The 21,572-nt window shown below is 75.3% G+C and carries 22 protein-coding genes; 14 read left to right on the top strand and 8 right to left on the bottom strand.

Features of this window, described 5'->3' with window-relative positions; translation table 11 throughout:
* Positions 1-42: 42 nt before the first annotated feature.
* The 8 genes from HJG43_01250 to HJG43_01215 all read right to left on the bottom strand — a co-directional run bounded on the left by HJG43_01250 (position 43) and on the right by HJG43_01215 (position 7,699).
* The gene (locus HJG43_01250; GenBank protein UER53411.1) at positions 43-648 is read right to left on the bottom strand and encodes a type II secretion system F family protein; all 606 of its coding nucleotides are present in this window, start codon (positions 646-648) and stop codon (positions 43-45) included.
* Positions 645-1,418: a type II secretion protein F gene (locus HJG43_01245; GenBank protein ID UER53410.1), complete on the bottom strand. Its 774-nt coding sequence runs from the start codon at positions 1,416-1,418 to the stop codon at positions 645-647. Before HJG43_01245 ends, HJG43_01250 begins: the two co-directional genes overlap by 4 nt.
* Entirely contained in the window at positions 1,415-2,611 is a 1,197-nt protein-coding gene (locus tag HJG43_01240; protein UER53409.1) for a TadA family conjugal transfer-associated ATPase, read from the bottom strand. The genes HJG43_01245 and HJG43_01240 overlap by 4 nt, the downstream gene beginning before the upstream one ends.
* Positions 2,608-3,681, bottom strand: coding sequence for a septum formation initiator (locus HJG43_01235; protein UER53408.1), 1,074 nt, complete (start codon positions 3,679-3,681; stop codon positions 2,608-2,610). Before HJG43_01235 ends, HJG43_01240 begins: the two co-directional genes overlap by 4 nt.
* Positions 3,682-4,109: 428 nt before the next feature.
* Positions 4,110-4,751 carry a hypothetical protein gene (locus HJG43_01230; protein UER53407.1) on the bottom strand — a complete coding sequence of 214 codons (642 nt, stop codon included), beginning with the start codon at positions 4,749-4,751 and terminating at the stop codon, positions 4,110-4,112.
* Positions 4,748-5,776, bottom strand: a complete 1,029-nt coding sequence (locus tag HJG43_01225) for a hypothetical protein (protein ID UER53406.1) — start codon at positions 5,774-5,776, stop codon at positions 4,748-4,750. The genes HJG43_01230 and HJG43_01225 overlap by 4 nt, the downstream gene beginning before the upstream one ends.
* A gap of 257 nt (positions 5,777-6,033) precedes the next feature.
* A complete protein-coding gene (locus HJG43_01220) occupies positions 6,034-6,786 on the bottom strand; it encodes an ATP-binding cassette domain-containing protein (GenBank protein ID UER53405.1) in 753 nt (250 codons plus the stop codon).
* A gap of 73 nt (positions 6,787-6,859) precedes the next feature.
* A complete protein-coding gene (locus tag HJG43_01215; protein ID UER53404.1) occupies positions 6,860-7,699 on the bottom strand; it encodes a cell filamentation protein Fic in 840 nt (279 codons plus the stop codon).
* 137 nt (positions 7,700-7,836) lie between these two features.
* Between HJG43_01215 and HJG43_01210 the strand changes: the two genes are divergently transcribed.
* The 14 genes from HJG43_01210 (at position 7,837) to HJG43_01145 (ending at position 21,559) form a co-directional block, all read left to right on the top strand.
* On the top strand, positions 7,837-8,946 hold the full coding sequence (locus tag HJG43_01210) for a histidine kinase (GenBank protein ID UER55595.1): 1,110 nt from the start codon (positions 7,837-7,839) through the stop codon (positions 8,944-8,946).
* A gap of 40 nt (positions 8,947-8,986) precedes the next feature.
* Positions 8,987-9,736, top strand: coding sequence for a response regulator transcription factor (locus HJG43_01205; protein UER53403.1), 750 nt, complete (start codon positions 8,987-8,989; stop codon positions 9,734-9,736).
* 35 nt (positions 9,737-9,771) lie between these two features.
* Positions 9,772-10,104, top strand: coding sequence for a DUF485 domain-containing protein (locus tag HJG43_01200; protein UER55594.1), 333 nt, complete (start codon positions 9,772-9,774; stop codon positions 10,102-10,104).
* An 8-nt stretch (positions 10,105-10,112) separates the two neighbouring features.
* Positions 10,113-11,852 carry a cation acetate symporter gene (locus tag HJG43_01195; GenBank protein UER55593.1) on the top strand — a complete coding sequence of 580 codons (1,740 nt, stop codon included), beginning with the start codon at positions 10,113-10,115 and terminating at the stop codon, positions 11,850-11,852.
* 117 nt (positions 11,853-11,969) lie between these two features.
* Positions 11,970-13,943, top strand: a complete 1,974-nt coding sequence (gene acs / locus HJG43_01190; GenBank protein ID UER53402.1) for an acetate--CoA ligase — start codon at positions 11,970-11,972, stop codon at positions 13,941-13,943.
* Between the two features lie 136 nt (positions 13,944-14,079).
* Positions 14,080-16,458 carry a DUF4040 domain-containing protein gene (locus HJG43_01185; GenBank protein UER53401.1) on the top strand — a complete coding sequence of 793 codons (2,379 nt, stop codon included), beginning with the start codon at positions 14,080-14,082 and terminating at the stop codon, positions 16,456-16,458.
* Positions 16,455-17,009, top strand: a complete 555-nt coding sequence (locus HJG43_01180; GenBank protein ID UER53400.1) for a cation transporter — start codon at positions 16,455-16,457, stop codon at positions 17,007-17,009. The genes HJG43_01185 and HJG43_01180 overlap by 4 nt, the downstream gene beginning before the upstream one ends.
* A 68-nt stretch (positions 17,010-17,077) precedes the next feature.
* Positions 17,078-17,431, top strand: coding sequence for a sodium:proton antiporter (locus tag HJG43_01175; GenBank protein UER55592.1), 354 nt, complete (start codon positions 17,078-17,080; stop codon positions 17,429-17,431).
* A gap of 41 nt (positions 17,432-17,472) precedes the next feature.
* A complete protein-coding gene (locus HJG43_01170; protein UER55591.1) occupies positions 17,473-18,999 on the top strand; it encodes a Na+/H+ antiporter subunit D in 1,527 nt (508 codons plus the stop codon).
* Between the two features lie 3 nt (positions 19,000-19,002).
* Positions 19,003-19,515 carry a Na+/H+ antiporter subunit E gene (locus HJG43_01165; GenBank protein ID UER53399.1) on the top strand — a complete coding sequence of 171 codons (513 nt, stop codon included), beginning with the start codon at positions 19,003-19,005 and terminating at the stop codon, positions 19,513-19,515.
* Positions 19,512-19,778, top strand: coding sequence for a sodium:proton antiporter (locus tag HJG43_01160; GenBank protein UER53398.1), 267 nt, complete (start codon positions 19,512-19,514; stop codon positions 19,776-19,778). Before HJG43_01165 ends, HJG43_01160 begins: the two co-directional genes overlap by 4 nt.
* Positions 19,775-20,185 carry a monovalent cation/H(+) antiporter subunit G gene (locus HJG43_01155; protein UER53397.1) on the top strand — a complete coding sequence of 137 codons (411 nt, stop codon included), beginning with the start codon at positions 19,775-19,777 and terminating at the stop codon, positions 20,183-20,185. The genes HJG43_01160 and HJG43_01155 overlap by 4 nt, the downstream gene beginning before the upstream one ends.
* 37 nt (positions 20,186-20,222) lie before the next feature.
* On the top strand, positions 20,223-20,645 hold the full coding sequence (locus HJG43_01150) for a phage holin family protein (protein UER53396.1): 423 nt from the start codon (positions 20,223-20,225) through the stop codon (positions 20,643-20,645).
* Positions 20,642-21,559, top strand: a complete 918-nt coding sequence (locus HJG43_01145; protein ID UER55590.1) for an alpha/beta hydrolase — start codon at positions 20,642-20,644, stop codon at positions 21,557-21,559. The genes HJG43_01150 and HJG43_01145 overlap by 4 nt, the downstream gene beginning before the upstream one ends.
* Positions 21,560-21,572 lie beyond the last annotated feature (13 nt).

Genomic DNA, 21,572 nt, shown 5'->3' with positions numbered 1-21,572 from the left:
ACCAGTGCCTGCGGCGGGACCAGGCGGGGAGCCACCGGGCCCTCACCCGCCGAGCGCGTCGGCGGCCAGGCCCAGCACGACCGGTACGACGCCCCACGCCGCGAAACCCGGCAGGGCGCACAGGCCGAGCGGCAGCACCACCCGGACGCCGAGCCGCTGGGCAGCGGCCTCAGCCGCCCGAGCCCGCCGGCGGCGCAGCTCCGCGGCCTCCTCGGTCAGCAGCTCCGCGGCCGGAGCCCCAGTCCGGGCCGACAACGTCAGGGCCCGGCGCAGCGGCGCCAGCCTCCCCGGCGTCCCGGCCCAGACCTCGTCCGTGCTCGCTCCCACCCGCATCCGCCCGGCGACCTCCCGCAGACGGTCACCGTCCCCGGGGGGCACGGCGGCAGCGACCACCTCGACGGCCTGCGCCGGCGGGAGCCCCGCCGACAGCGCCGCGGCCACGAGGTCGAGCACCGTCGCCGGGTCGCTCCCCGGCGGCTTCCGGACACGGCGCAGCCCGCCGTACCCGGCGCGCCCAGCCCGACCGGTCCGGGCTCCGGTCCTCGGAGGCGCCGCCCGCAGCCGCCGGCGGGCGAGGGCCCCACCGTCCGGTACCAGCAGCGTCGCCGCGAGGACGAGCAGCCCGGCTGCCAGCGCCGCGCCGCTCACCGGACGGCTCCGGTCGGTTCGGCGTCCCCTGCCCGGCGCGCGGCGGCGAGCAGCCTCGAGGTCCACCACCAGCCGGCCAGCGTGCAGCCGGCGCCCACGGCCGCGCTCACCCGCCCCGCTGCGGAGCCGAGCAGCACACCGACCGGGTCCACCCCGAGGAGCACGCCCAGGCCCAGGCCGGCGAACGGCAGCACGGTCAGCACCCTGGCTGTGGCCCGCGGTGCCGCCAGCGCCGCGGACCGGGCGTCCTCGGCGTCCGCCTCGGCGCGCAGCGACCGGGCGCACCGCTGCAGGACGTCCGCGGCGGGTGCGCCGGTCCGCCGGGACACCTGCCAGGTGGCGGCGAGGGTCCGCAGCGCGGTGGCAGCGCCGGGGTCGAGGCGGGGGTCGTCGGCGGCTGCGGTGAGCGCCACCGAGACGTCGTCGCCGTCCGCCGCTGCCCGGGCGGCGGCGACCAGCACGGGCCGCAGCCCGGCGGGTCGGGTGTCGTCGAGCAGAGCGGTCCACGCGGCTCCGGGGCCCAGCCCGGCCCGCAGCAGGACCGCCAGGTCACCGGCGACGACGGCGACGTCCAGCGGCCCGGCCCGTGCGCCGAGACCGCCGGGGAGGCGGCCCCGGGCCCACGCCGCGGCGTCCGCGCCGGCGGCCCGCACCCACCCGCGCGCCGGCGCGGCCCGGAGCGTCTGCCGGCGAAGCCGCTCGCTCGTCGACCCCGGAGCCACCACCACGGCGGCGAGGACGAGCAGGCCCGCCACGAGGCCAGCGCTCACGGCGGCCCCACACCGAGCCGACCGGCGAGCTCGTCCCAGCCCGGGCCGAGCACCGGGACACCGTCACCCGACGCCGCGGCGGGTGCGCGCAGGGCGGGCACCACCCGCAGCCCGTCGCCGTCCCGGCGGACCAGCCCGACCTCGACCAGCCGGCGCCGCCCGCCGGGGTCGCGGTGCAGGTGCAGGACGACGTCCAGCGCGGTGGCGGCCTGGGCGGCGAGCGCGCGGGGGTCCATCCCGGCCAGCGCCCCGAGCGCCTCGAGCCGGGCCGGCACGTCGGGCGCGGCGTTCGCGTGCACGGTCCCGCAGCCGCCCTCGTGGCCGGTGTTGAGCGCCGTCAGCAGCTCGCGCACCTCCGCGCCGCGGCACTCCCCGACGACGATCCGGTCCGGGCGCATCCGCAGCGCCTGGCGGACGAGGTCCTCCAGCCCGACGGCGCCTGCCCCCTCGACGTTGCCGTGCCGGGTCTCCAGCCGGACGACGTGCGGGTGGTCCGGGAGCAGCTCCCCGGAGTCCTCGACGAGCACGATCCGCTCGCCGGGAGCGACGAGCCCGAGCAGGGTGGACAGCACAGTGGTCTTGCCGGTGCCGGTGCCGCCGCTGACGAGGAACGACAACCGCCGCCGCACCAGCGCCTCGAGCACCGGCAGCCACGGCACCGGCACCGTCCCGGCGTCCGCGAGCGCACTCAGCGTGAACGCCCTGCGGCGGGGCACCCGCAGCGAGACCAGCGTGCCGGCCGGACTCACCGGGGGCAGCACCGCGTGCAGCCGGACGCCGTCCGGCAACCGGGCGTCGACGAACGGGCTGGCGGTGTCCAGCCGGCGCCCGGCGGCCGCCGCGAGCCGGGTGGCGAGCGAGCGGACGGCGGCCTCGTCCCCGAGCCGCAGGTCGACCCGGTGCAGGCCCTCCCCGCGGTCGACCCACACCTCCGCCGGGCCGTTGACCAGGACGTCGGTGACTCCGGGCTCGTCGAGGAGCCGCTGCAGGGGCCCCGCTCCCACCACCTCCGCGGTCACGGCGTCGACGGCCTCGAGCACCCCGCGGGCGCCCAGCAGCGGCTCCACCGCCCGCACCGAGTCCTCGACCGCTCTCGCGTCGACCGGACGGGCGGGCCCGTCGCCGGGGGTCGCCAGCCGGGCACGGACCTCCTCGAGCACGCCCGCGGGGACCGGGCCGCGTCGCCGGCTCACGCCGCCCGGGCCGGCGCGGCGTGGACGTCGGCCAGCAGCCGGCGGCACAAGCGGGCGAAGCCGCTGCGGGGCCGGTCCAGGGCAGGGACCCGGCCGTGGTCGGCGTCCGCGGCCAGCTGGGGCTCGTCGGGACCGAGCAGGGTGACCGGCACGCCGACCGCCTCGGCGACGACGTCCGCGGCCACCCCGGTCGGCGCCGGTCCGCGCACGACCAGCCGCACGTCCGGCACCCTGGCGCGCAACCGGGCGACGAGCAGGGCCGCCGCGGCCGCGGCCCGGACCTCGGCGGGGACGACCACGACGAGGACGTCGAGCCGCCAGAGCACTGCCGAGCGCAGCTCGTCGTCCGCGCGGGGCAGGTCCACCACGACGAGGTCGGCGCCCCGGCGGGCGGCGTCGAGCACGGCCTCGACCGCCTCGATGCCGACTCGGGTCCGGCCCGGGTCCCGGCCGAAGGACAGCAGACGGAGGCCGGCCACCGCCGGCAGCCCGTCCCGCAGCACCGAGGCACGCAGTGCGCCGCGGACGCCGTGCAGGTCCTCCCACCGCAGGCCGGGCTCCTCCTCGGCCCCCAGCAGCAGGTCCAGGCCCCCGCCGTCCGGGTCGGCGTCCACGAGCAGGACGTCCCGGCCGCTGGCGGCGGCGGTCGCGGCCAGCCCGGCCGCGAGGGTGGAGGCGCCCGCGCCGCCCCGGCCCCCGACGACCCCGACGACCCGTCCCGCCGGCCGGTCGCCGTCCGCTGCCGCGGCGAGCCGCTCCAGCAGCCACGCCTCGTCGGCCGGCAGCCGCACGACCGCCTCCGCCGCCACCTCGACGGCTCGGCGCCAGACGCTCTCGCCGGCGCCGTCGTCGACGAGCAGCGTGCCCGTCCGGCGGACCGGCACGCCCGCCGCGGCGGCCTCCTCGTCCAGCAGCACGAGCGGCACGTCCCGCCACCGGGAGCCGGCCGACTCGACGTCCCGGACCCGGTGCGCCGTCAGCCCCACCGCGCCGACGAGCCGCTCGACGCGCTCGGCGAGGTCGTCCCGGCCGGTCACGACGAGGACGCTGGTCGCTGCACTGGTCGGCATGGCGGCACCCTGGCCCGGACCGTCGCCCGGTGCGGCACGCCGGTGCCGCACGTGTGGACGACGACGGGCGGGGACGTTCCTGTGGAGGACCAGCCGACCCGTCCGCCCGCTGCAGCCGTTCGCCCGCGCCGGACGCCGGGAGCCTGCGGGCCGCAAGTGCCGGACGGTACTTCCCAAGCCCGGCGGACAGGAGTAGGAAGGACCCGGTGGCCCTCACCGGGCCAGTCCGCCGCGGGGGAGGCGGCCCTGGGCCGAGAGGACCGCACGGCAGGCAGGTACCCACGCGCGGCCAGTCCTCGTAGGGACTCGTCAGCGCCGGGCTCGTCCCGGCCGGCGACACGCCAAGCGCACGCCTGGTAGCCGGCCCGCCGTGCAGGCGACGGCGTCCCGTCCGACGGGGCGCCGTCGTCCGTCGTCCGGGTCTCGCGTCAGCCGGTGTCGTTCCGCCACGTCCGGGCCGCCCAGCGAGAACAGCCGAGCGTGTAGCTCCACGTCGCCACTGCCACACCCGACGCCAGCACCGCCGGCACGATGTGCGGCTCGAGGTTGCCGGGAGAGCCCGACAGGGGCACCCAGTGGGCGAGGTCCGGCCTCCAGTGCTGGAGGACCATCGTTGCGACGTAGCAGCCCAACGCGACCAGAGGACCGACGACTCTGCCGCCCATCGCCGTGGCCACCAGCGCCACGGACGTCAGGGTCACGACGTTCCAGACGATGTCCCACCACCGTGTCTGGCTGGGCAGCACGACGACGTGGGCGAGCCACGGAAGCAGGCCGGGAAGCACCAGGGCTGTCACCGCCGCAACGCCAGCCCGGGCATGGAGTGCCGGCCGGCCGCCCGTCTCCCAGGAACGCATCCGAGGGGCCAACGCACCGGCCCCCACCGCGGCCACGGTGACGGGCACCGCTTCCCACACCGGGACGTATCGCGGCACCTTCCCCCCGATGAACGCCAGCTCGAGCACGGTGAGGCCGGTGGTGAGGACGACGAGGAGCCCGGCCGCCCAGGCCAGGACGAACACGGTGGTGGCGCGGGAGGCCCAGTACAAGGACCAGGAGCGGGCGGTCACGGGAGCATGCTGCTGCTGGCGCGGCAGTCCTGCAGCGCTTCGGAGTGTCGGGCGAGGAAGGCCTGCACGGCTGGTGGCGACGCTCGATCCAGGCGGTCCGCGACGGCCATGGCGTCGGGCGCGTTGGACACCGGAGATCCAACACCGGCCTGTCGCGCCATCCACACGGCAACACCGCCTGACACGGCGGATGCGTCCAGCTGCGCTGGATCCGTGAGCACACCGGACGCCGACGTGAAGGGGCACGCCGCGGCTCCGGACAGCTGCCACGCCATGTCCTGGATCGCCGCTCGACGCCATCCAGCGCCGTCCTGCAGCTGCAAGGACACCGTGACGGTTCCCGAGCCGGATTCATCCCACAGCGCGGCGTCGACCACCTGACGAGGCGGCCGGGCGTTCCCCGTGACGGTCATGAGGTCCGCGACGGCCTGCGTCAGCGGGCCGAGCACCGGGGCGCGAGCAGCGTGGACGCACACCTCCACGCCGTCCGTCCGCGCGCAGGTCCGGGGTGGGTGGCCCTCGCGGAGCACGGGCGGCGGGGCAGACGACGACAGGACGGCAAGCACCACCGGCACGGCCAGGAGCGCGACACCCTGGACGAAAGACGCCCCCGGCGAGAAGCCTCTGCCGCGCAGCCACAGGCCGGATGCGAGCGCGAGACTCAGCGCAACGCTGAGGAAGAAGAGGACACGGACAACAGCGACGACAGGGTTTTCGTCCTGGCCGGCGACGACGTCGAAGGTCCACACCGGCGCGACCACGGCTCCGAGGCTGTCAGCGGCCAGCCCGGGGAGCATGGACAGGATGAGAGCCACCGCCGAGGCGCCCGTCGAGGGCACCACGATCCCCACGGCGTAGCCGAGGCACGCGTACGCGGCCAGTGCTACCGCGGCGCCGAGAATGACCAAGAGGTTCGGCGTGCCGGCCTGCGCGTCACGTGCGGTGATCGCCAGTGACGGCAGCATGCCGAGGGCCCAGCCACTGAGAGCACCGGCGACCAGGACACGCAGCTGCCGGTGCACCACGGGCGGCCCGGATCGGACGGACGACGCCGGGCACATGATGCTTCGGGCACCGGAGAACCGCGAGGAGCACCAAGCGGCCCACACGGCCGCCCACGGACCCGCGAGCATCAGCGCCTGTCGCGAGTCTGCGGAGACAGCGACCCAGTCGGCGTAGGGCCAGGTCAGGTGACCCACCGTCCGCGCGAACGTCAGTACCGCCACCCCGGCGGCCAGGAGGAGGACCAGGCCACGCGGGACTGGGACCAGAAGTCTGCGAGTCATGCCGGTGGAGCAGTCTGCTCGGCGAGGAGCCACACGTAGGCCGCCTCGGTCGGGCTTGCACTCGACCTGCCCTGCGGCACGAGGGCTCTCATCGCAGCAAGAGCACCGTCGAACCTCACGACCCCGTCGGTGAGAACGCAGACCCGCTCACACACCCTGTCGATGTCGTCGAGCAGGTGCGTGGACAGGACCACGGTCCGGCCGGCGGCCACGTCTCGGACGTGCGCCAGGAACCGCACCCGCTGCTCCGGGTCCAGACCCGACGTCGGCTCGTCGAGCAGGAGCACCCGGGGGTCGTGCGCGAGCACCGCCGCCAGCCCCAGTCGTTGACGCTGTCCCCCCGAGAGGCGGCGGACGCGGTCGCGGGCACGGTCGCTCAGGCCGACCACGGCCAGCACACGCTGTGCCGCTGCGTCGATGCCGCGGTCATCGACCCCGTTGCACCATGCCGCGTAGCTGACGGTGTCGTGCACGGTCATCCCGCCGGCCAGGTCGAAGCGCTGCGGAAGCCAGCCGATCAGTCCTCTGGCGTGCAGGCGACCCGTCGGTGACGCCAGATCGTGCCCGGCGACGCTCACCACTCCCGACGACGGCCTCAGCACGGACGCAAGGACGGACAGCAGCGTCGTCTTCCCAGCCCCGTTGGGTCCGAGCAGCCCGGTGATGCCGGGCCGGAACCGAACCGTGACACCACGCAGCACGTCGGTTCTTCGGTATCTGACGGTGACGTCGGCTGCGTCAACGGTCAAGCGAACCTCACCACGCGCCGAGGCTGGCACCGTCGATGGTCCCCGTCAATGGTGCCCGTGGCAGGCGCCGGGCCTACCGCGGCAGCCGGCCCGCCAGGACGGCGTCAGCGACGACCGTGCCCTCGCCGGCGCCGGCGACGACGGCCCAGGCGCAGTGCCGGATCCAGGCCGCCACCCCCTCGCGGGTGCCGGAGGCGTACCCGGCGGCGGCCGCGACGTAGCCGTTCGCGTCCGACAGGTGCGCCGCCTCCGGCACCGCCACTCCCATCGGGTCCAGGCCGCGGCCGACGACGACCGCGTGCTGGACTGCGCGGGCGACGACACCGTTGGCGGTGGTGAACGGCCGCAGGGTCAGCACCTCCGCGTGGGCGACGGCGGCCACGACCAGCGCAGGAGCCTCCGTCGGCGCCGACAGCAGGTCCCGCAGCCCGTCGAGCCGGCTCGCCAGCGCGGCGGCCCCGGGCACGCCGGTCTCCGCCGGGACGTCACGGGGCCGCTCACCCGCGCCGCGGGGCCGCCCGAGCTGGTCGTCGGGCACGAGCCCCGCGGCGGCCGCCAGGTGCAGCCGGGCCAGCGCCTGCCAGGGGGCGCCGGTCAGGCCCCGGCCTCCGTCAGCGGCCAGCCGCTCGGTCTCGGCGTGCGCCCGCAACGCCCCCCGGACGACGACCCCGGCTGGGTCGTCGGGGAGCTCGCGGGCACCGCGAGCGGCGTCCCGAACCAGCTCGAGCGGCAGCCGCCCACCGTCCAGGGCCGCCGAGCAGCGGGCCGTCCGGACGCCGGCCTCCACCCGGCACTCGGCGGCGCGGCGGCGCATCGCCGGGTGCCAGCGGAGCCGCTCGCAGGCCTCGCGGGCCTCCGCCACCGCGTCGGCGACCCCGGGCAGGCCGGCGAGGGCGGCCAGCGGGTCGGACATGCCGCCACAGTAGGCGGGCCCCTCGGAGGGCCCCGTGGCACCCGGCGTCCCAGTAGGTTCCCCCCGTGACCGGGACGCAGGCGGTCCTCGTCGGCGCCGTGCTGGTCGCCGTCGGTGTCCTGCTGTGGGTGCGCACCGTGCGCCGGCGCGGCGACCTGGGCAGCGACGCCGACCGGGCCACGTTCGCGACCTTGCACACCGCCTCCCTGGCCGCGCCGCACCTGCGCGACGGTCTCACCCCTACGGGGGCCGAGCGCGCCGTCCGGCACCTGCGCGCGCTGCTCGGCACCCCGGCGGTCGCCCTCACCGACGCGACGAGCACGCTCGCCTGGGACGGCGCGGGGGCCCACCACGCCCCGGACGCCGCCCGGCACGCCCAGGAGGTCCTGGGCCGTGGGCGCACCCTGGTGCTCGGCCCCGGGGACGTCGCGTGCCCGGACCCGTCCTGCCCGGTGCAGCACGCGGTGATCGCCCCGCTGGTGGCCGACGACCGGGTGGTGGGGGCGCTGGCCGCTTACGGGAGACAGGCCTCCGCCGGTCTCCTGCGGGCCACCGACGAGGTCGCCCAGTGGGTCAGCGCGAACCTCGAGCTGGCCGAGCTGGACAGGTCCCGCACCCGGCTCATCGAGGCCGAGCTGCGGGCCCTGCGCGCCCAGATCAGCCCGCACTTCGTCTACAACTCCCTCGCCGCCATCGCCTCGTTCGTGCGCACCGACGCCGACCGGGCCCGCGAGCTGCTGCTGGAGTTCGCCGACTTCACCCGCTACGCCTTCCGCCGCGGCGGGGAGTTCACCACGCTGGCCGACGAGCTGCGCAACGTCGAGCGGTACCTGGTCCTGGAGCAGGCCCGGTTCGGCGACCGGCTCCACGTCCGCCTGGTCGTCGCCCCCGAGGTGCTGCCGGTCGCGATCCCGTTCCTGACCGTCCAACCGCTGGTGGAGAATGCCGTCCGGCACGGCCTGGAGGACAAGCCCGGCCCGGGGAACGTCACCATCGTCGCCGAGGACGCCGGCGCGGAGGCCGTGATCTCGGTCGAGGACGACGGCGTGGGCACCGACCCCGAGCTGGTCCGCCGGGTGCTGGCCGGGGAGTCCGGCGCGGACTCCGTGGGGCTGGGCAACGTCGACGCGCGGCTGCGGCAGGTGTTCGGCGACGACCACGGCCTCGTCGTGGAGACCGCCCCGGACGCCGGGACGAAGGTGTCGTTCCGGGTCCCCAAGTACGCGCCCGGCGTCCGGGCCGGCTGAGCCCCTCGACGTCCGGCCACCGTCGACTACCCTCCCCGGTGTGAGCGAGGGCACATCGCTGCGCGCACTCGTCGTCGACGACGAGCTGCCCGCGCTGTCCGAGCTGACGTACCTGCTCGACCGGGACCCGCGGGTCGCCGAGGTGACGACGGCCTCCAGCGCCACCGAGGCGCTCAAGGCGCTGGAGACCCGCACGGTCGACGTCGTCTTCTCCGACATCAAGATGCCCGGGCTCGACGGCCTGGACCTGGCCCGGGTGCTGGCCCGCTTCGCCCGCCGGCCGCAGGTCGTCTTCGTCACCGCCTACGACGAGCACGCCGTCGACGCGTTCGAGGTACGCGCCGTCGACTACGTGATGAAACCGGTGCGAGCGGAGCGGCTCGCCGAGGCGGTGCGCCGCGTCGTCGACGCCGGCACGCCCGAGCCCGCCGGTGCGGCCGCCGCCGACGAGACCATCCCAGTCGAGCTCGGCGGCGTGACCCGCTTCGTCCAGCGCTCGCAGGTCCGCTACGTCGAGGCGCAGGGGGACTACGCCCGGCTGCACACCGAGGACGGCAGCCACCTCATCCGCGTGCCGCTCAGCACGCTCGAGGAGCGGTGGGGCGAGGCAGGTTTCGTCCGGATCCACCGCTCGACGCTCGTCTCGCTCGACCACGTCGACGAGGTGCGCACCGACGGCGGGCGGTGCACGGTGCGCCTCGGCGGCACCGAGCTACAGGTCAGTCGCCGGCACACCCGCGACCTGCGGGCACGGCTGGCGCGGCCCAGCAGCCTCGCCCGGGACCGGTGAACGACCAGCGGCGGGTGCGGGTGACGAGCCCGCGGATGCGCGCCGCCCGGCGCCCGCCGACGCGGTCCGTCGCCCGGGACATCGACGAGCAGACCAGCGTCGGCGAGGTGTTCATGCGCTCGCTGGTGCGGACCCAGCGACGGCTGGCGCTGGCCACCCTCGCCGCGTTCGCGCTGACCGTCGGCGCCCTGCCGCTGCTGTTCGCCGTCGCCCCGGCCCTGCGCACGGCGCAGGTTCTCGGCGTCCCCGTCCCCTGGCTGCTGCTCGGCCTGCTCGTCTACCCGTTCGTCGCCGTCGTCGCGTGGGCGTACGTGCGGGCCGCCGAGCGCGCGGAGCGCGACTTCACCGACCTCGTGGACCGCCGGTGACCGACCAGGTGCTCTCCCCGACCGCCGGCGTCCTGGCCGTGGTGGTCGTCACCGTCGTGACGGTCGGGATCGGCGCGGTCGGGTTACGGGTGTCCCGGACGACGAGCGACTTCTACGTGGCCAGCCGGATGGTCTCGCCGCGCTGGAACGCCTCCGCGATCAGCGGGGAGTACCTGTCGGCGGCGAGCTTTCTGGGGGTCGCCGGTCTCGTCCTCGCCGGCGGCGTCGACATGCTGTGGTTCCCCGTCGGGTACACCGCGGGCTACCTCGTGCTGCTCGTCCTCGTCGCCGCGCCGCTGCGCCGCTCCGGGGCGTACACGCTGCCGGACTTCGCCGAGCAGCGCCTGGAGTCCCGCGCCGTCCGGCGGATCTCCTCGGTCCTCGTCGTCGGCATCGGCGTGCTCTACCTGCTGCCGCAGCTGCAGGGCGCCGGGCTGGCGCTGCGGACCGTCACCGGCGCACCCGCCTGGGTCGGCGCCGCCCTCGTCGCCGCCACCGTCGTGCTCAACGTGCTCGCCGGCGGGATGCGCTCGATCACCCTGGTGCAGGCGTTCCAGTACTGGCTCAAGCTCACCGCGCTGGCCGTGCCGCTCGTCCTGCTGCTGCTGGCCTGGCGTGGCGACGGCGCGCCCACACCGATGGGCGCCGAGCTGCCGGTGGCCCGGGAGACGACGACGGTGACCCTCCCGTCGGGGACCGAGATCCGCGCCGACCAGGCGACCACCGTCCTCGTCGACGGGGACCGGACCGCCCTGGCGGCCGGGGACAGCCTGTCCCTGGACGCCGGGACGACGGTCACCGTCCCGGCCGGGGAGGTCGTCCCGCACGCGGAGCGGCTGACGGCGACCACCGGGGACGAGTGGGCCCTGCCTCTGGTGGGTTCCGGGCGCGAGCACCCGCTGTACGCGACGTACTCGCTGCTGCTGGCCCTGTTCCTCGGCACGATGGGGCTGCCGCACGTGCTCGTCCGCTTCTACACCAACCGGGACGGGGTCGCCGCCCGGCGCACCACCCTCGTCGTGATCGGCCTGCTCGGGGTCTTCTACCTGTTCCCCCCGCTGTACGGGGCGCTCGGGCGCCTCTACGCCACCGACCTGCTGCTCACCGGCCGCACGGACGCCGTGGTCCTCACCCTGCCCGGGCGACTGCTGCCGGACCCGTGGGCGGACCTCGTCGGCGCCCTCGTCGTCGCCGGGGCGTTCGCGGCGTTCCTGTCCACGTCCTCCGGACTCGTCGTCTCGGTCGCCGGGGTGCTCAGCCAGGACCTGCTGCCGGCCGAGTCCTCGCTGAGCGGGCACCGCTTCCGGACGTCGTCGGTACGACTGTTCAGGATCGCCGCCGTGCTGGCCGTCGTCGTCCCGTTCACGCTGTCCCTGCTGTCCTACCGGGTCGGCCTGGCGGACACCGTCGGGCTCGCCTTCGCGCTGGCCGCCTCCACGTTCTGCCCCCTGCTCGTGCTGGGTATCTGGTGGCGCGGGCTCACCGCGACCGGCGCGGTCGCCGGGCTGCTCACCGGCGGGACGCTCGCCGGGGCGGCGGTCACCACCACCATGCTCCGCGGCCCGCTCGACGGCTGGGCCGGCGCCCTGCTGGCCCAGCCGGCGGCGTGGACCGTCCCCGCCGCGTTCGCCGTCATGGTCGTCGTCTCGGTGGCGACCAGCTCGCGGGTGCCGCCGCACGTCGGCCGCACGATGGTCGCCCTGCACGCCCCGGAACGCCGGGTGACACGTGACCGGGTGACCGGGTGACCGGGTGACCGCCCAGCGACGCACCGGCGCCGCTCGCCGTCCACCACTGTCCGGCCGGCCGATCCGTGACTAGCCTCACGAGTCACGATCGAGCGACGCGACGCGACGGAGGATGCGATGACCCAGCAGACCGGCCTGGAGAACCTCTTGCAGGAGAACCGCCGCTTCCCGCCCAGCGAGGAGTTCGCCGCGCAGGCCGTCGCCGGCCCCGACCTCTACGAGGCCGCCGCGGCTGACCGACTGGGGTTCTGGGCCGACCAGGCCCGCTCGCTGCTGACGTGGAGCCAGGACTTCGGCCAGACCCTCGACTGGAGCCAGGCCCCGTTCGCGAAGTGGTTCGTCGGCGGCCGGCTCAACGCCGCCTACAACTGCGTCGACCGGCACGTGGAGGCGGGCCTGGGTGACCGGGTCGCGCTGCACTTCGAGGGCGAGCCGGGCGACACCCGCGACCTCACCTACGCCGACCTGCAGCGGGAGGTGTCCCGGGCCGCGAACGCGCTGACGGACCTCGGTGTGCGCACCGGCGACCGGGTCGCGATCTACATGCCGATGATCCCGGAGACCGCGGTCGCCATGCTCGCCTGCGCCCGGATCGGCGCCCCGCACTCGGTCGTGTTCGGCGGGTTCTCCGCCGACGCCCTGCGCAGCCGGATCGAGGACGCCGAGGCGCGCGTCGTCATCACCGCGGACGGCGGCTACCGGCGCGGCAAGCCGTCCGCGCTCAAGCCCGCCGTGGACGCGGCCCTGGCCAAGGGGGCCGACAGCGTCGAGCACGTGCTCGTCGTCCGGCGCACGGGGCAGGAGGTGGACTGGACCGAGGGCCGCGACGTCTGGTGGCACGACGCCCTGGCCGCGGCCTCCGAGACCCACGATCCCGTGGACGTCGACAGCGAGCACCCGCTGTTCATCCTCTACACCTCGGGCACCACCGGGAAGCCCAAGGGCATCCTGCACACCACCGGTGGGTACCTCACCCACGTCGCCTACACCCACCGGGTCGTCTTCGACCTCAAACCGGAGCGGGACGTCTACTGGTGCACCGCCGACGTCGGCTGGGTGACCGGGCACAGCTACATCGTCTACGGGCCGATGGCCAACGGGGCCACCCAGGTCATGTACGAGGGGACGCCGGACACCCCTCACCAGGGCCGGTTCTGGGAGATCGTCCAGAGGTACGGCGTGAGCATCCTGTACACCGCCCCCACCCTGATCCGGACGATGATGAAGTGGGGGGAGCAGGTCCCGGCCCAGTACGACCTCTCGTCGCTGCGGCTGCTCGGCAGCGTCGGCGAGCCGATCAACCCGGAGGCCTGGATCTGGTACCGCCGGGTCATCGGCGGCGACCGGACCCCGGTCGTCGACACGTGGTGGCAGACCGAGACCGGCGGGATCATGATCAGCCCGCTGCCGGGGGTGACCGCGGCCAAGCCCGGCTCCGCACAGGTGCCCCTGCCGGGCGTCAGCGCCGACGTGGTGGACGACACCGGCCGGCCGGTGCCCCCGGGCGGCGGCGGCTACCTCGTCCTCACCGAGCCCTGGCCCGGCATGCTCCGCGGCATCTGGGGCGACCCGGAGCGGTACAAGGAGACGTACTGGTCGCGGTTCGAGAACATGTACTTCGCCGGGGACGGCGCGAAGAAGGACGAGGACGGCGACATCTGGCTGCTCGGCCGGGTGGACGACGTCATGAACGTCTCCGGCCACCGGCTGTCGACCACCGAGATCGAGTCCGCGCTGGTGTCGCACCCCAAGGTCGCCGAGGCCGCCGTCGTCGGCGCGTCCGACGAGACGACCGGCCAGGCCGTCTGCGCGTTCGTCATCCTGCGGGGCTCGGCCGGGGACGGCGGCGAGGACATCGTCGAGGAGCTGCGCCAGCACGTCGCGCAGGAGATCGGGGCGATCGCCAAGCCCCGTCAGATCATGGTGGTCTCCGAGCTGCCGAAGACCCGCTCGGGGAAGATCATGCGCCGGCTGCTCCGGGACGTCGCCGAGCACCGCGAGGTCGGGGACGTCACGACGCTCGCGGACTCCACGGTGATGGACCTCATCGCCAAGGGCATGTCGACTCCGGGCGCGACCGCGCAGGAGTAGGCCGCGCCCACCCGCCTGGCGTCGGACACCGCGGGCCGCCCTCACCGCGCGTCGGTAGGGTGGCCCGCGGTGTGCCGGGAAGACTGGTCGGCGTCCCGTTGAGCCCTGCCCGCCGAGCCGGACCGAAGGGAGCCGCGTGCTCGCCGTCCTCCTCCTGCACGCCGCGCTGGCGGCGGCCACTCCCGCGCTGTCCCGCCGACTGGGGCCCAAGGTGTTCCTGCTCGCCGCGCTCGCGCCGCTCGCGGGGGTCGTCCTGCTCGTCACCGCCGCGCCGCAGGTCCTCGCCGGAGAGGCGCTGCGCACCGTCGTCCCGTGGATCCCCGGGCTGGACCTGTGGGTGGCTCTCCGGCTGGACGCGTTGGCGCTGCTCATGCTCGTGCTGGTCAGCGGCGTCGGCTTCGCGATCTTCGTCTACACCGCCTGGTACGCCGCGGACGACGCCAAGCTGGCCCGGATGGTGTGGATGCTCACCGCGTTCGCCGGCGCGATGTTCGGTCTGGTCCTCGCCGACGACGTCATCCTGCTGTACGTCTTCTGGGAGCTGACCACGGTCACCTCCTACCTGCTCGTCGGCCTGGACGACGAGGAGGAGACCTCGCGCCGGTCGGCGCAGCAGGCGCTGCTCGTCACCGTGCTGGGCGGGCTCAGCATGCTGCTCGGGCTGATCGCGCTGGCGCAGGCGGCGGGGACCTCCCGGATCTCGGAGATCCTCGCCGACCCGCCGTCCGGAGGCGTCGTCCCGGTCGCCCTGCTGCTCGTCCTGCTCGGCGCGGTGACGAAGTCGGCGCAGGTGCCGTTCCACCCGTGGCTGCCGGCCGCGATGGCCGCGCCCACACCGGTCAGCGCGTACCTGCACGCGGCGGCGATGGTCAAGGCCGGGATCTACCTCGTCGCCCGCTTCTCCCCGGCGTTCACCGACGTCGGCTGGTGGCGGCCGCTGCTGGTCACCGTCGGCGTGGCCACCATGGTCGTCGGCGGGTGGCGGGCCCTGCGCCAGCACGACCTCAAGCGGCTGCTCGCCTTCTCCACGGTCAGCCAGCTCGGGTTCCTCATGGCGGTTGCCGCCTGGGGCACGCCGGAGGCAGCGGTCGCGCTCGCCGTCCTGCTGCTGGCCCACGGCTTCGCCAAGTCGGCGCTGTTCCTCACCGTGGGTGCCGTCGACCACGCCGCGCACAGCCGCGACCTGCGCCGGCTCAGCGGTCTGCGCCGCAAGATGCCGGTGCTGGCGACCGCTGCCGCCGTCGCCGCCCTGTCGATGGGCGGGGTGCCGCTGCTGCTGGGGTTCGTCGCCAAGGAGGCCGTGCTCGCCGCTGTGCTGGGCACCGAAGGGGTGTTCCCCGCAGCCGCGGCAGCGGGACTGGTCGTCGGCAGCGCGCTGACCCTCGCCTACTCGCTGCGGTTCTGGTGGGGCGCCTTCGGTGACAAGGACCTGCCCGACCAGGACCCGGACGCCGCCCCGGCGTCCGGCACCGTCGACCCGGACGCCGTCCACGGGCCCGGGACCGGCCTGGTCGCCCCGGTGGTCGCGCTGTCCGCCGTCAGCGTCCTGCTCGGCGTCGTGCCCTCGCTCGCCGACGACCTCGCGTCCGGGGTGTCCGCCGCCTACCCCGGCGCCGAGCCGGCCCACCTCGCCCTGTGGCACGGGATCAACCTCGAGCTCGTCCTGTCGCTCACCGCGCTGGCCGCCGGTGCCGCCCTGTTCGCCGTGCGTGCGGGGTTCGCCGGCGCGCAGGAGCGGTTCGCCCGAGCGGTACCCGCGGCGCTGGACGCGGACCGTGGCTACGCCGGCACCGTCCGCGTCGTCGACCGGCTCGCCGACGACGTCACCGGCCGGACCCAGAGCGGCTCCCTGCCGGTCTACCTCGGCGTGATCGCGACCACGGCCGCGGTGCTGCCAGGGGCGGCGCTGCTGTGGTACGGCGTCGACCTGTCCGGCACCGTGCTCGTCGACACCCCCCTGCAGCTCGGCGTCGGCGCGCTCGTCGCCGCCGCGGCAGTGGGGGCCGCGCGCGCTCGCGGACGGCTCACCGCGGTGCTGCTGCTCGGTGCGGTCGGGTACGGCGTCGCGCTGCTCTACGTCCTGCAGGGTGGCCCCGACCTGGCTCTGACGCAGTTCCTCGTCGAGACCCTGTCCCTCGTCGTCTTCCTGCTGGTCCTGCGGCTGCTGCCGCGGCGGTTCCCGCCGTCGGTGCACCGGCGGGCGCAGGTGGTGCGGGCGGCGGTCGCCACTGCCGTCGGAGTGTTCGTCACCGTCGCCACGCTGGCCGCGACGAGCGTGCGGACCAGGCCAGGGGTCAGCGAGGAGCTGCTGGCCCGCTCAGCCCCGGAGGCCGCCGGCAAGAACGTCGTCAACGTCATCCTCGTGGACTTCCGCGGGCTCGACACCCTCGGGGAGGTCACCGTCGTGCTCACCGCGGCGCTGGGGATCGCCGCCCTCGTCCTCACCGCCCGCCCGCCCCGCCCGGCGCGCCCTGAGCCGAACGACGAGCCCGACCCGGCGGAGGTGCCCCGGTGACCCCGCCCCGCCCCGCCGGGGCACAGGGCCCGCAGCGCTCGGTCGTCCTCGAGTCGAGCGTCCGGCTGGTGTTCCACGCCATCCTCGCCACGAGCCTGTTCTTCCTCGTCTCCGGCCACAACTCCCCCGGCGGCGGGTTCATCGGCGGCCTGGTCGCGGGGTCCGCCTTCGTGCTGCGCTACCTCGCCGGCGGCCAGCAGCGCGAGGGGTCGCTGCGGTTCCGGCCAGAGAAGGTGCTCGGGCTGGGGCTGCTCGTCGCCTCGCTGGCCGCCGTCGTGCCCTGGTTCAGCGGCGGCCAGGTGCTCGAGAGCGGCTACACCTACCTGACGATCCCGGTCCTGGGGAGGCTGCCGCTGACGTCCGTCCTGGTCTTCGACACCGGGGTGTTCCTCATCGTCGTGGGGATCGTGCTGACCGTCCTGTCCACGCTCGGGTCGCAGGCGACGTCCGCGCTGGGCCGCATCGAGCAGAGCGAGCAGGCCGGCACCGAGCAGAGCGAGCAGGCCGGCACCGAGCAGAGCGAGCAGGCCGAGGGGCAGGTGCGCCCGTGACACCGCTGCTGACCGCCGTCCCACCCCCGGAGAGCGTCGTGCTCGCACCGACCGGCGGGAGCCTGGTCATGGCGCTGGTCGTCGGCGTCCTGTTCGGAGCCGGCACGTTCCTGCTCCTGCAGCGGGCCCTGACCCGGGTGCTCATCGGCCTGACGATGATCACGCACGGGGGGAACCTGCTGCTGCTCGTCGCGGGCGGTCGCGCCGGCGAGCCGCCCTTCGTCGCCGCGGACGGGTCGCTGCCCGAGGGCGTGGCCGACCCGCTGCCCCAGGCGTTCGCGCTGACCGCCATCGTGATCTCCTTCGCCGTCAGCGCCCTGCTGCTGGCACTGGCCTACCGCAGCTTCGTCCTGACCCGGGACGACGCCGTCCAGGACGACGTGGAGGACCGCAGGATCGCCCGGCTGGCGGAGCACCCGTGACCGGCGTCCTGCTCGAGCTGGCCCGCGCCGTCCCCCCCGGCGTGGCCGTCGCCCTGCCCGTCCTCGGTCCGGTCCTGGCCGCCGCCGTCGCACTGCTGCTCGGCGGTGCCTCTCGCACCCAGCGCGTGCTGACGGTCGGCACGCTCGTCGTCGTCACCGTGGACGCGCTCCTGCTGCTGGTCCGGGTGGACGCCGACGGACCTCTCGCCGTCCAGGCCGGCGGCTGGCCGGCCCCGTTCGGCATCACCCTCGTCGCGGACCGGCTGTCCGCCCTGCTGCTGCTCGTCTCCGGCGTCGTCCTGCTGCTCGTCCTGCTCTACGCCCTGGGCCAGGGCATCGCGGACGCCGCCACCGGCCCGGGCACCCGCCGGGTCCGGTACGTGTTCCACCCCGCCTACCTGGTCCTGGCCGCCGGGGTGTCGTTCGCGTTCGTCACCGGCGACCTGTTCAACCTGTTCGTGGCGTTCGAGGTGATGCTCACCGCCTCGTACGTCCTCATCACGCTGCAGGCGGGTCCGCGTGCGGTGCGCTCCGCGATGACGTACATCGTGGTGTCCCTGCTCGCCTCCGGCCTGTTCGTCGCCGCCGTGGGGCTCGTGTACGCGGCCACCGGAACCGTGAACTTCGCCGACCTGCACGGCGCGCTCGCCGAGGTGCCGCAGGGAGTCCGGGTCGCCCTGGCCCTGCTGCTCGTCGTCGTCTTCGGAATCAAGGCCGCGCTCTTCCCGCTGTACTTCTGGCTGCCGGACTCCTACCCGGTGGCCCCGGCCCCGGTGACGGCCGTGTTCGCCGGGCTGCTGACGAAGGTCGGCGTCTACGCCATCATCCGCACCCAGGTGCTGCTGTTCCCGGACGACACCGCGGTGACCGGCCCCGTCCTGCTCGTGATGGCGGGTGCCACCCTGGTCTTCGGCATCTTCGGTGCCATCGCCCAGAACGAGATCAAGCGGGTGCTGTCGTTCACCATCGTCAGCCACATCGGCTTCATGATCATGGGGTTGGGGCTGTTCACGCTGGCCGGCATCGCCGGCGCGATCTTCTACGTCGTCCACCACATCGTCATCCAGACGACCCTGTTCGCCGTCGAGGGCCTGGTGGAACGCCGGACCGGCACGAGCCGGCTCAACCGGATCAGCGGCCTGGCGCACACCTCCCCGCTGCTGGCCGGGCTGTTCGCGCTGCCCGCCCTGTCCCTGGCCGGGTTCCCGCCGTTCTCCGGGTTCGTCGGCAAGGTGGCCCTCATCGAGGCCGGCGCCGCTGCCGGCTCCTGGGTCATCGTCGCCGTGGCCGTCGGCGTCAGCCTGCTCACCGTCTACGCGATGGCGGTCGTGTGGGGGTCGGCGTTCTGGGGCCGCCCGAACCGTCCACGACGGGACCTGGACGCCGAGGACGCGATCCAGGTCGGGGTCCGCACCGTCCCGGCGCTGATGACCTGGTCCACCGCCGCGGTGGTGGCGGTCGGGCTGGCCATCCCGGTCGTCGGAGGCCCGCTCTACGAGCTGTGCTCCCGGGCGGCGCAGGACCTGCTGGCCGCCACCCCGTACGTCACCGCGGTCCTGGGGGGCTGACTCGTGCTGCGCCGACTGCCGACCGTCGCCTGGATCACCGTGGTCTGGGTCGCCCTGTGGGGTGACCTGTCGTGGGGCAACCTCGTAGGGGGCCTGCTCACCGGCGTGGTGGTCGTGCTCGTCGCCCCGCTGCCCGCGGAGCGGGCCGGCTACCGGCCCGCGCCGTGGCCGGCCCTGGTGTACCTGCTGAGGTTCCTGCGCGACCTCGTCGTCGCCACCGCGGAGGTGGCCCGCCAGGTGTTCTGGCCGCTGGACCGGCTACGGCCCGCCGTCCTGGAGGTCCCGCTCACCGGCCGGCACCCGGGGCTGATCTCGCTGGTCGCCAACACCATCTCGCTGACGCCCGGCACCCTGACCCTCGAGGCGGACCCCGGCACGGGCCGGCTGTGGGTGCACCTGCTGCACCTCGAGGAGGGGGCCGAGGGCGACGTCGTCGAGCACGCCCGGGCCCTGGAGCGCCTCGGCGCGCGAGCCCTCGGCGTGGACCTCGGCGTGGACCACGAGGAGCAGCCGTGAACGTCGTCTACGACATCAGCCTGCTGGGGCTCGCGGTCGCGGGCGCGCTCATGCTCGTCCGCCTGCTGCGTGGGCCCTCCGGTGCCGACCGGATCGTCGCGCTCGACACCCTGCTGCTCGTCGTCGTCGGCGCGGTCGCGGTCCAGATCGCCCGGCTCGACACTCCTCGCTACGCCGGGATCCTCGTCGTCGTCTCCCTGCTGGCGTTCCTCGGGACCACGACCGTGGCCCGCTTCCTCGAGCGACGCAAGGAGGACGGATGACCGGCGACACCGTGCTCGGCACCGTGCTCGACGTCCTGGCCGCCGTCCTGCTGCTCAGCGGGGTCGCGCTCACCGTGCTCGCCGGGATCGGCATGCTGCGGCTGCCGGACGTGCTGACCCGGATGCACGCCCAGACGAAGCCGGCGGTCCTGGGGATCCTGCTCATCCTGGCCGGAGTGGCAGCGGCGGCGCGGCAGAGCGGGCTCACCGGCACGCTCCTCATCGTCGCCGCCTTCCAGGTGATCACCGCCCCGGTCGGGGCGCACATGATCGGGCGGGCTGCCCACGGCACCGCTGCCACGGCCCGGCAGACCATGGTCCGCGACGACCTCGCTGGGCGGGACGCCCGCGGCCAGCAGCAGCGGGACGCCCGCAGCCGGCAGGAGCCGGACGCCGGTTCGCCGTAGGCTCCGAGACGGACGCCGAACCGAGGGAGGACCACCGATGACCGAGCGCACCGTGGGCCAGCTGGTCGTGGACGCCAGCCGAGAGCTGTCCGAGCTCGTCCGACACGAGATCGCCCTCGCCAAGGCCGAGCTGGCGGACGACGCCAAGCAGGCCGGCCTGGGCGCGGGACTCTTCGGCGGGGCCGGGTTCCTCGGCGCCGTCGCGTTCGTCCTGCTCACCGTGGCCGCCGCCTACGGGCTGCACGAGGGCGCCGGGTGGCCGCTGTGGCTGTCCTTCCTCGTCGTCGCCGTCGTGCTCCTGGTGCTGGCCGCGGCGATGGCCCTCGTGGGCCGGCAGCGAGTGGCGAGGGTGACCCCGCCGGAGCGGACGATCGCCACGACCAAGGCGACCGTCGCCGCCGCGAAGGGCGACGCCAGCGCCGTCCTGCGCGAGCAGACCGCTGCCGGGACCCGCCCCTGAGCCCCCCGCCGGACGCCGACGTCGTCCTGGTACCGGGACCGTGGCGGCACCGTCTCGTGTCCGCCAACGGCGCCCGCTTCCATGTCGCGGAGGCCGGCCCGGCCGACGGCCCGCTCGTCGTCCTGCTGCACGGCCTACCGCAGTTCTGGTGGGCCTGGCGGCACCAGCTCACCGCCCTGGCGGAGGCCGGCTGGCGGGCGGCGGCGATGGACCTGCGCGGGTTCGGCGCGTCCGACAAGCCCCCCCGCGGCTACGACACCATGACCTCCACCGCGGACGTCGCCGGCGTGGTGCGCTCGCTCGGCGCCCCCCGGGCGGTCGTCGTCGGCCACGGCCTGGGCGGCTGGGTGGCCTGGTCGATGCCGGCCCTGCAACCGCGGGTGACCCGGGCGGTCGTCCCCGTCTCGGTCGCGCACCCGCTGCGGATGCGCTCGACCGGACTGCTGCCGACCGGTCTGCTCAGTGCACGGGCCCTGGCCTCCTACCAGGTGCCGTGGCTGCCGGAGCGGCGGCTGCGCCACGGCGACCACGTCGAGGCCGTGCTGCGCCAGTGGTCGGCCCGGCCCGGCTGGCCGGGCCCGGAGGAGGTCGAGCGGTACACCGCCGGGATGCGGGTGCCGTTCGTCGCGCACAGCGCGATGGAGTACTACCGCTGGGCGGTCCGCTCGCTGCTGCGGCCCGACGGGCTGCGGTTCGCCCGCGCCGTCCAGCGAACGGTCACCGTCCCCGTGCTCCAGCTGCACGGGGCCCAGGACCCCGTCGTGCCGCCGCGGCGGGCCCGCGGCTCCTCGGTCTACGTCGAGGGGCCGTACCGCTGGGAGCTCGTCCCCGGAGCCGGTCACTTCCCCGCCGAGGAGGCACCCGAGGCGGTGACCGCAGCCCTCACCGACTGGCTGGGCGGCCTGCCCGGCTGAACCCGCTGCCGGC

Source organism: Kineosporiaceae bacterium SCSIO 59966, assembly GCA_020881835.1.
In the GTDB taxonomy this organism is placed as follows: Bacteria; Actinomycetota; Actinomycetes; order Actinomycetales; family SCSIO-59966; genus SCSIO-59966.
The sequence above is the reverse complement of the archived record's forward strand: the minus strand, read 5'-3'. Positions and strand labels throughout refer to the sequence as shown.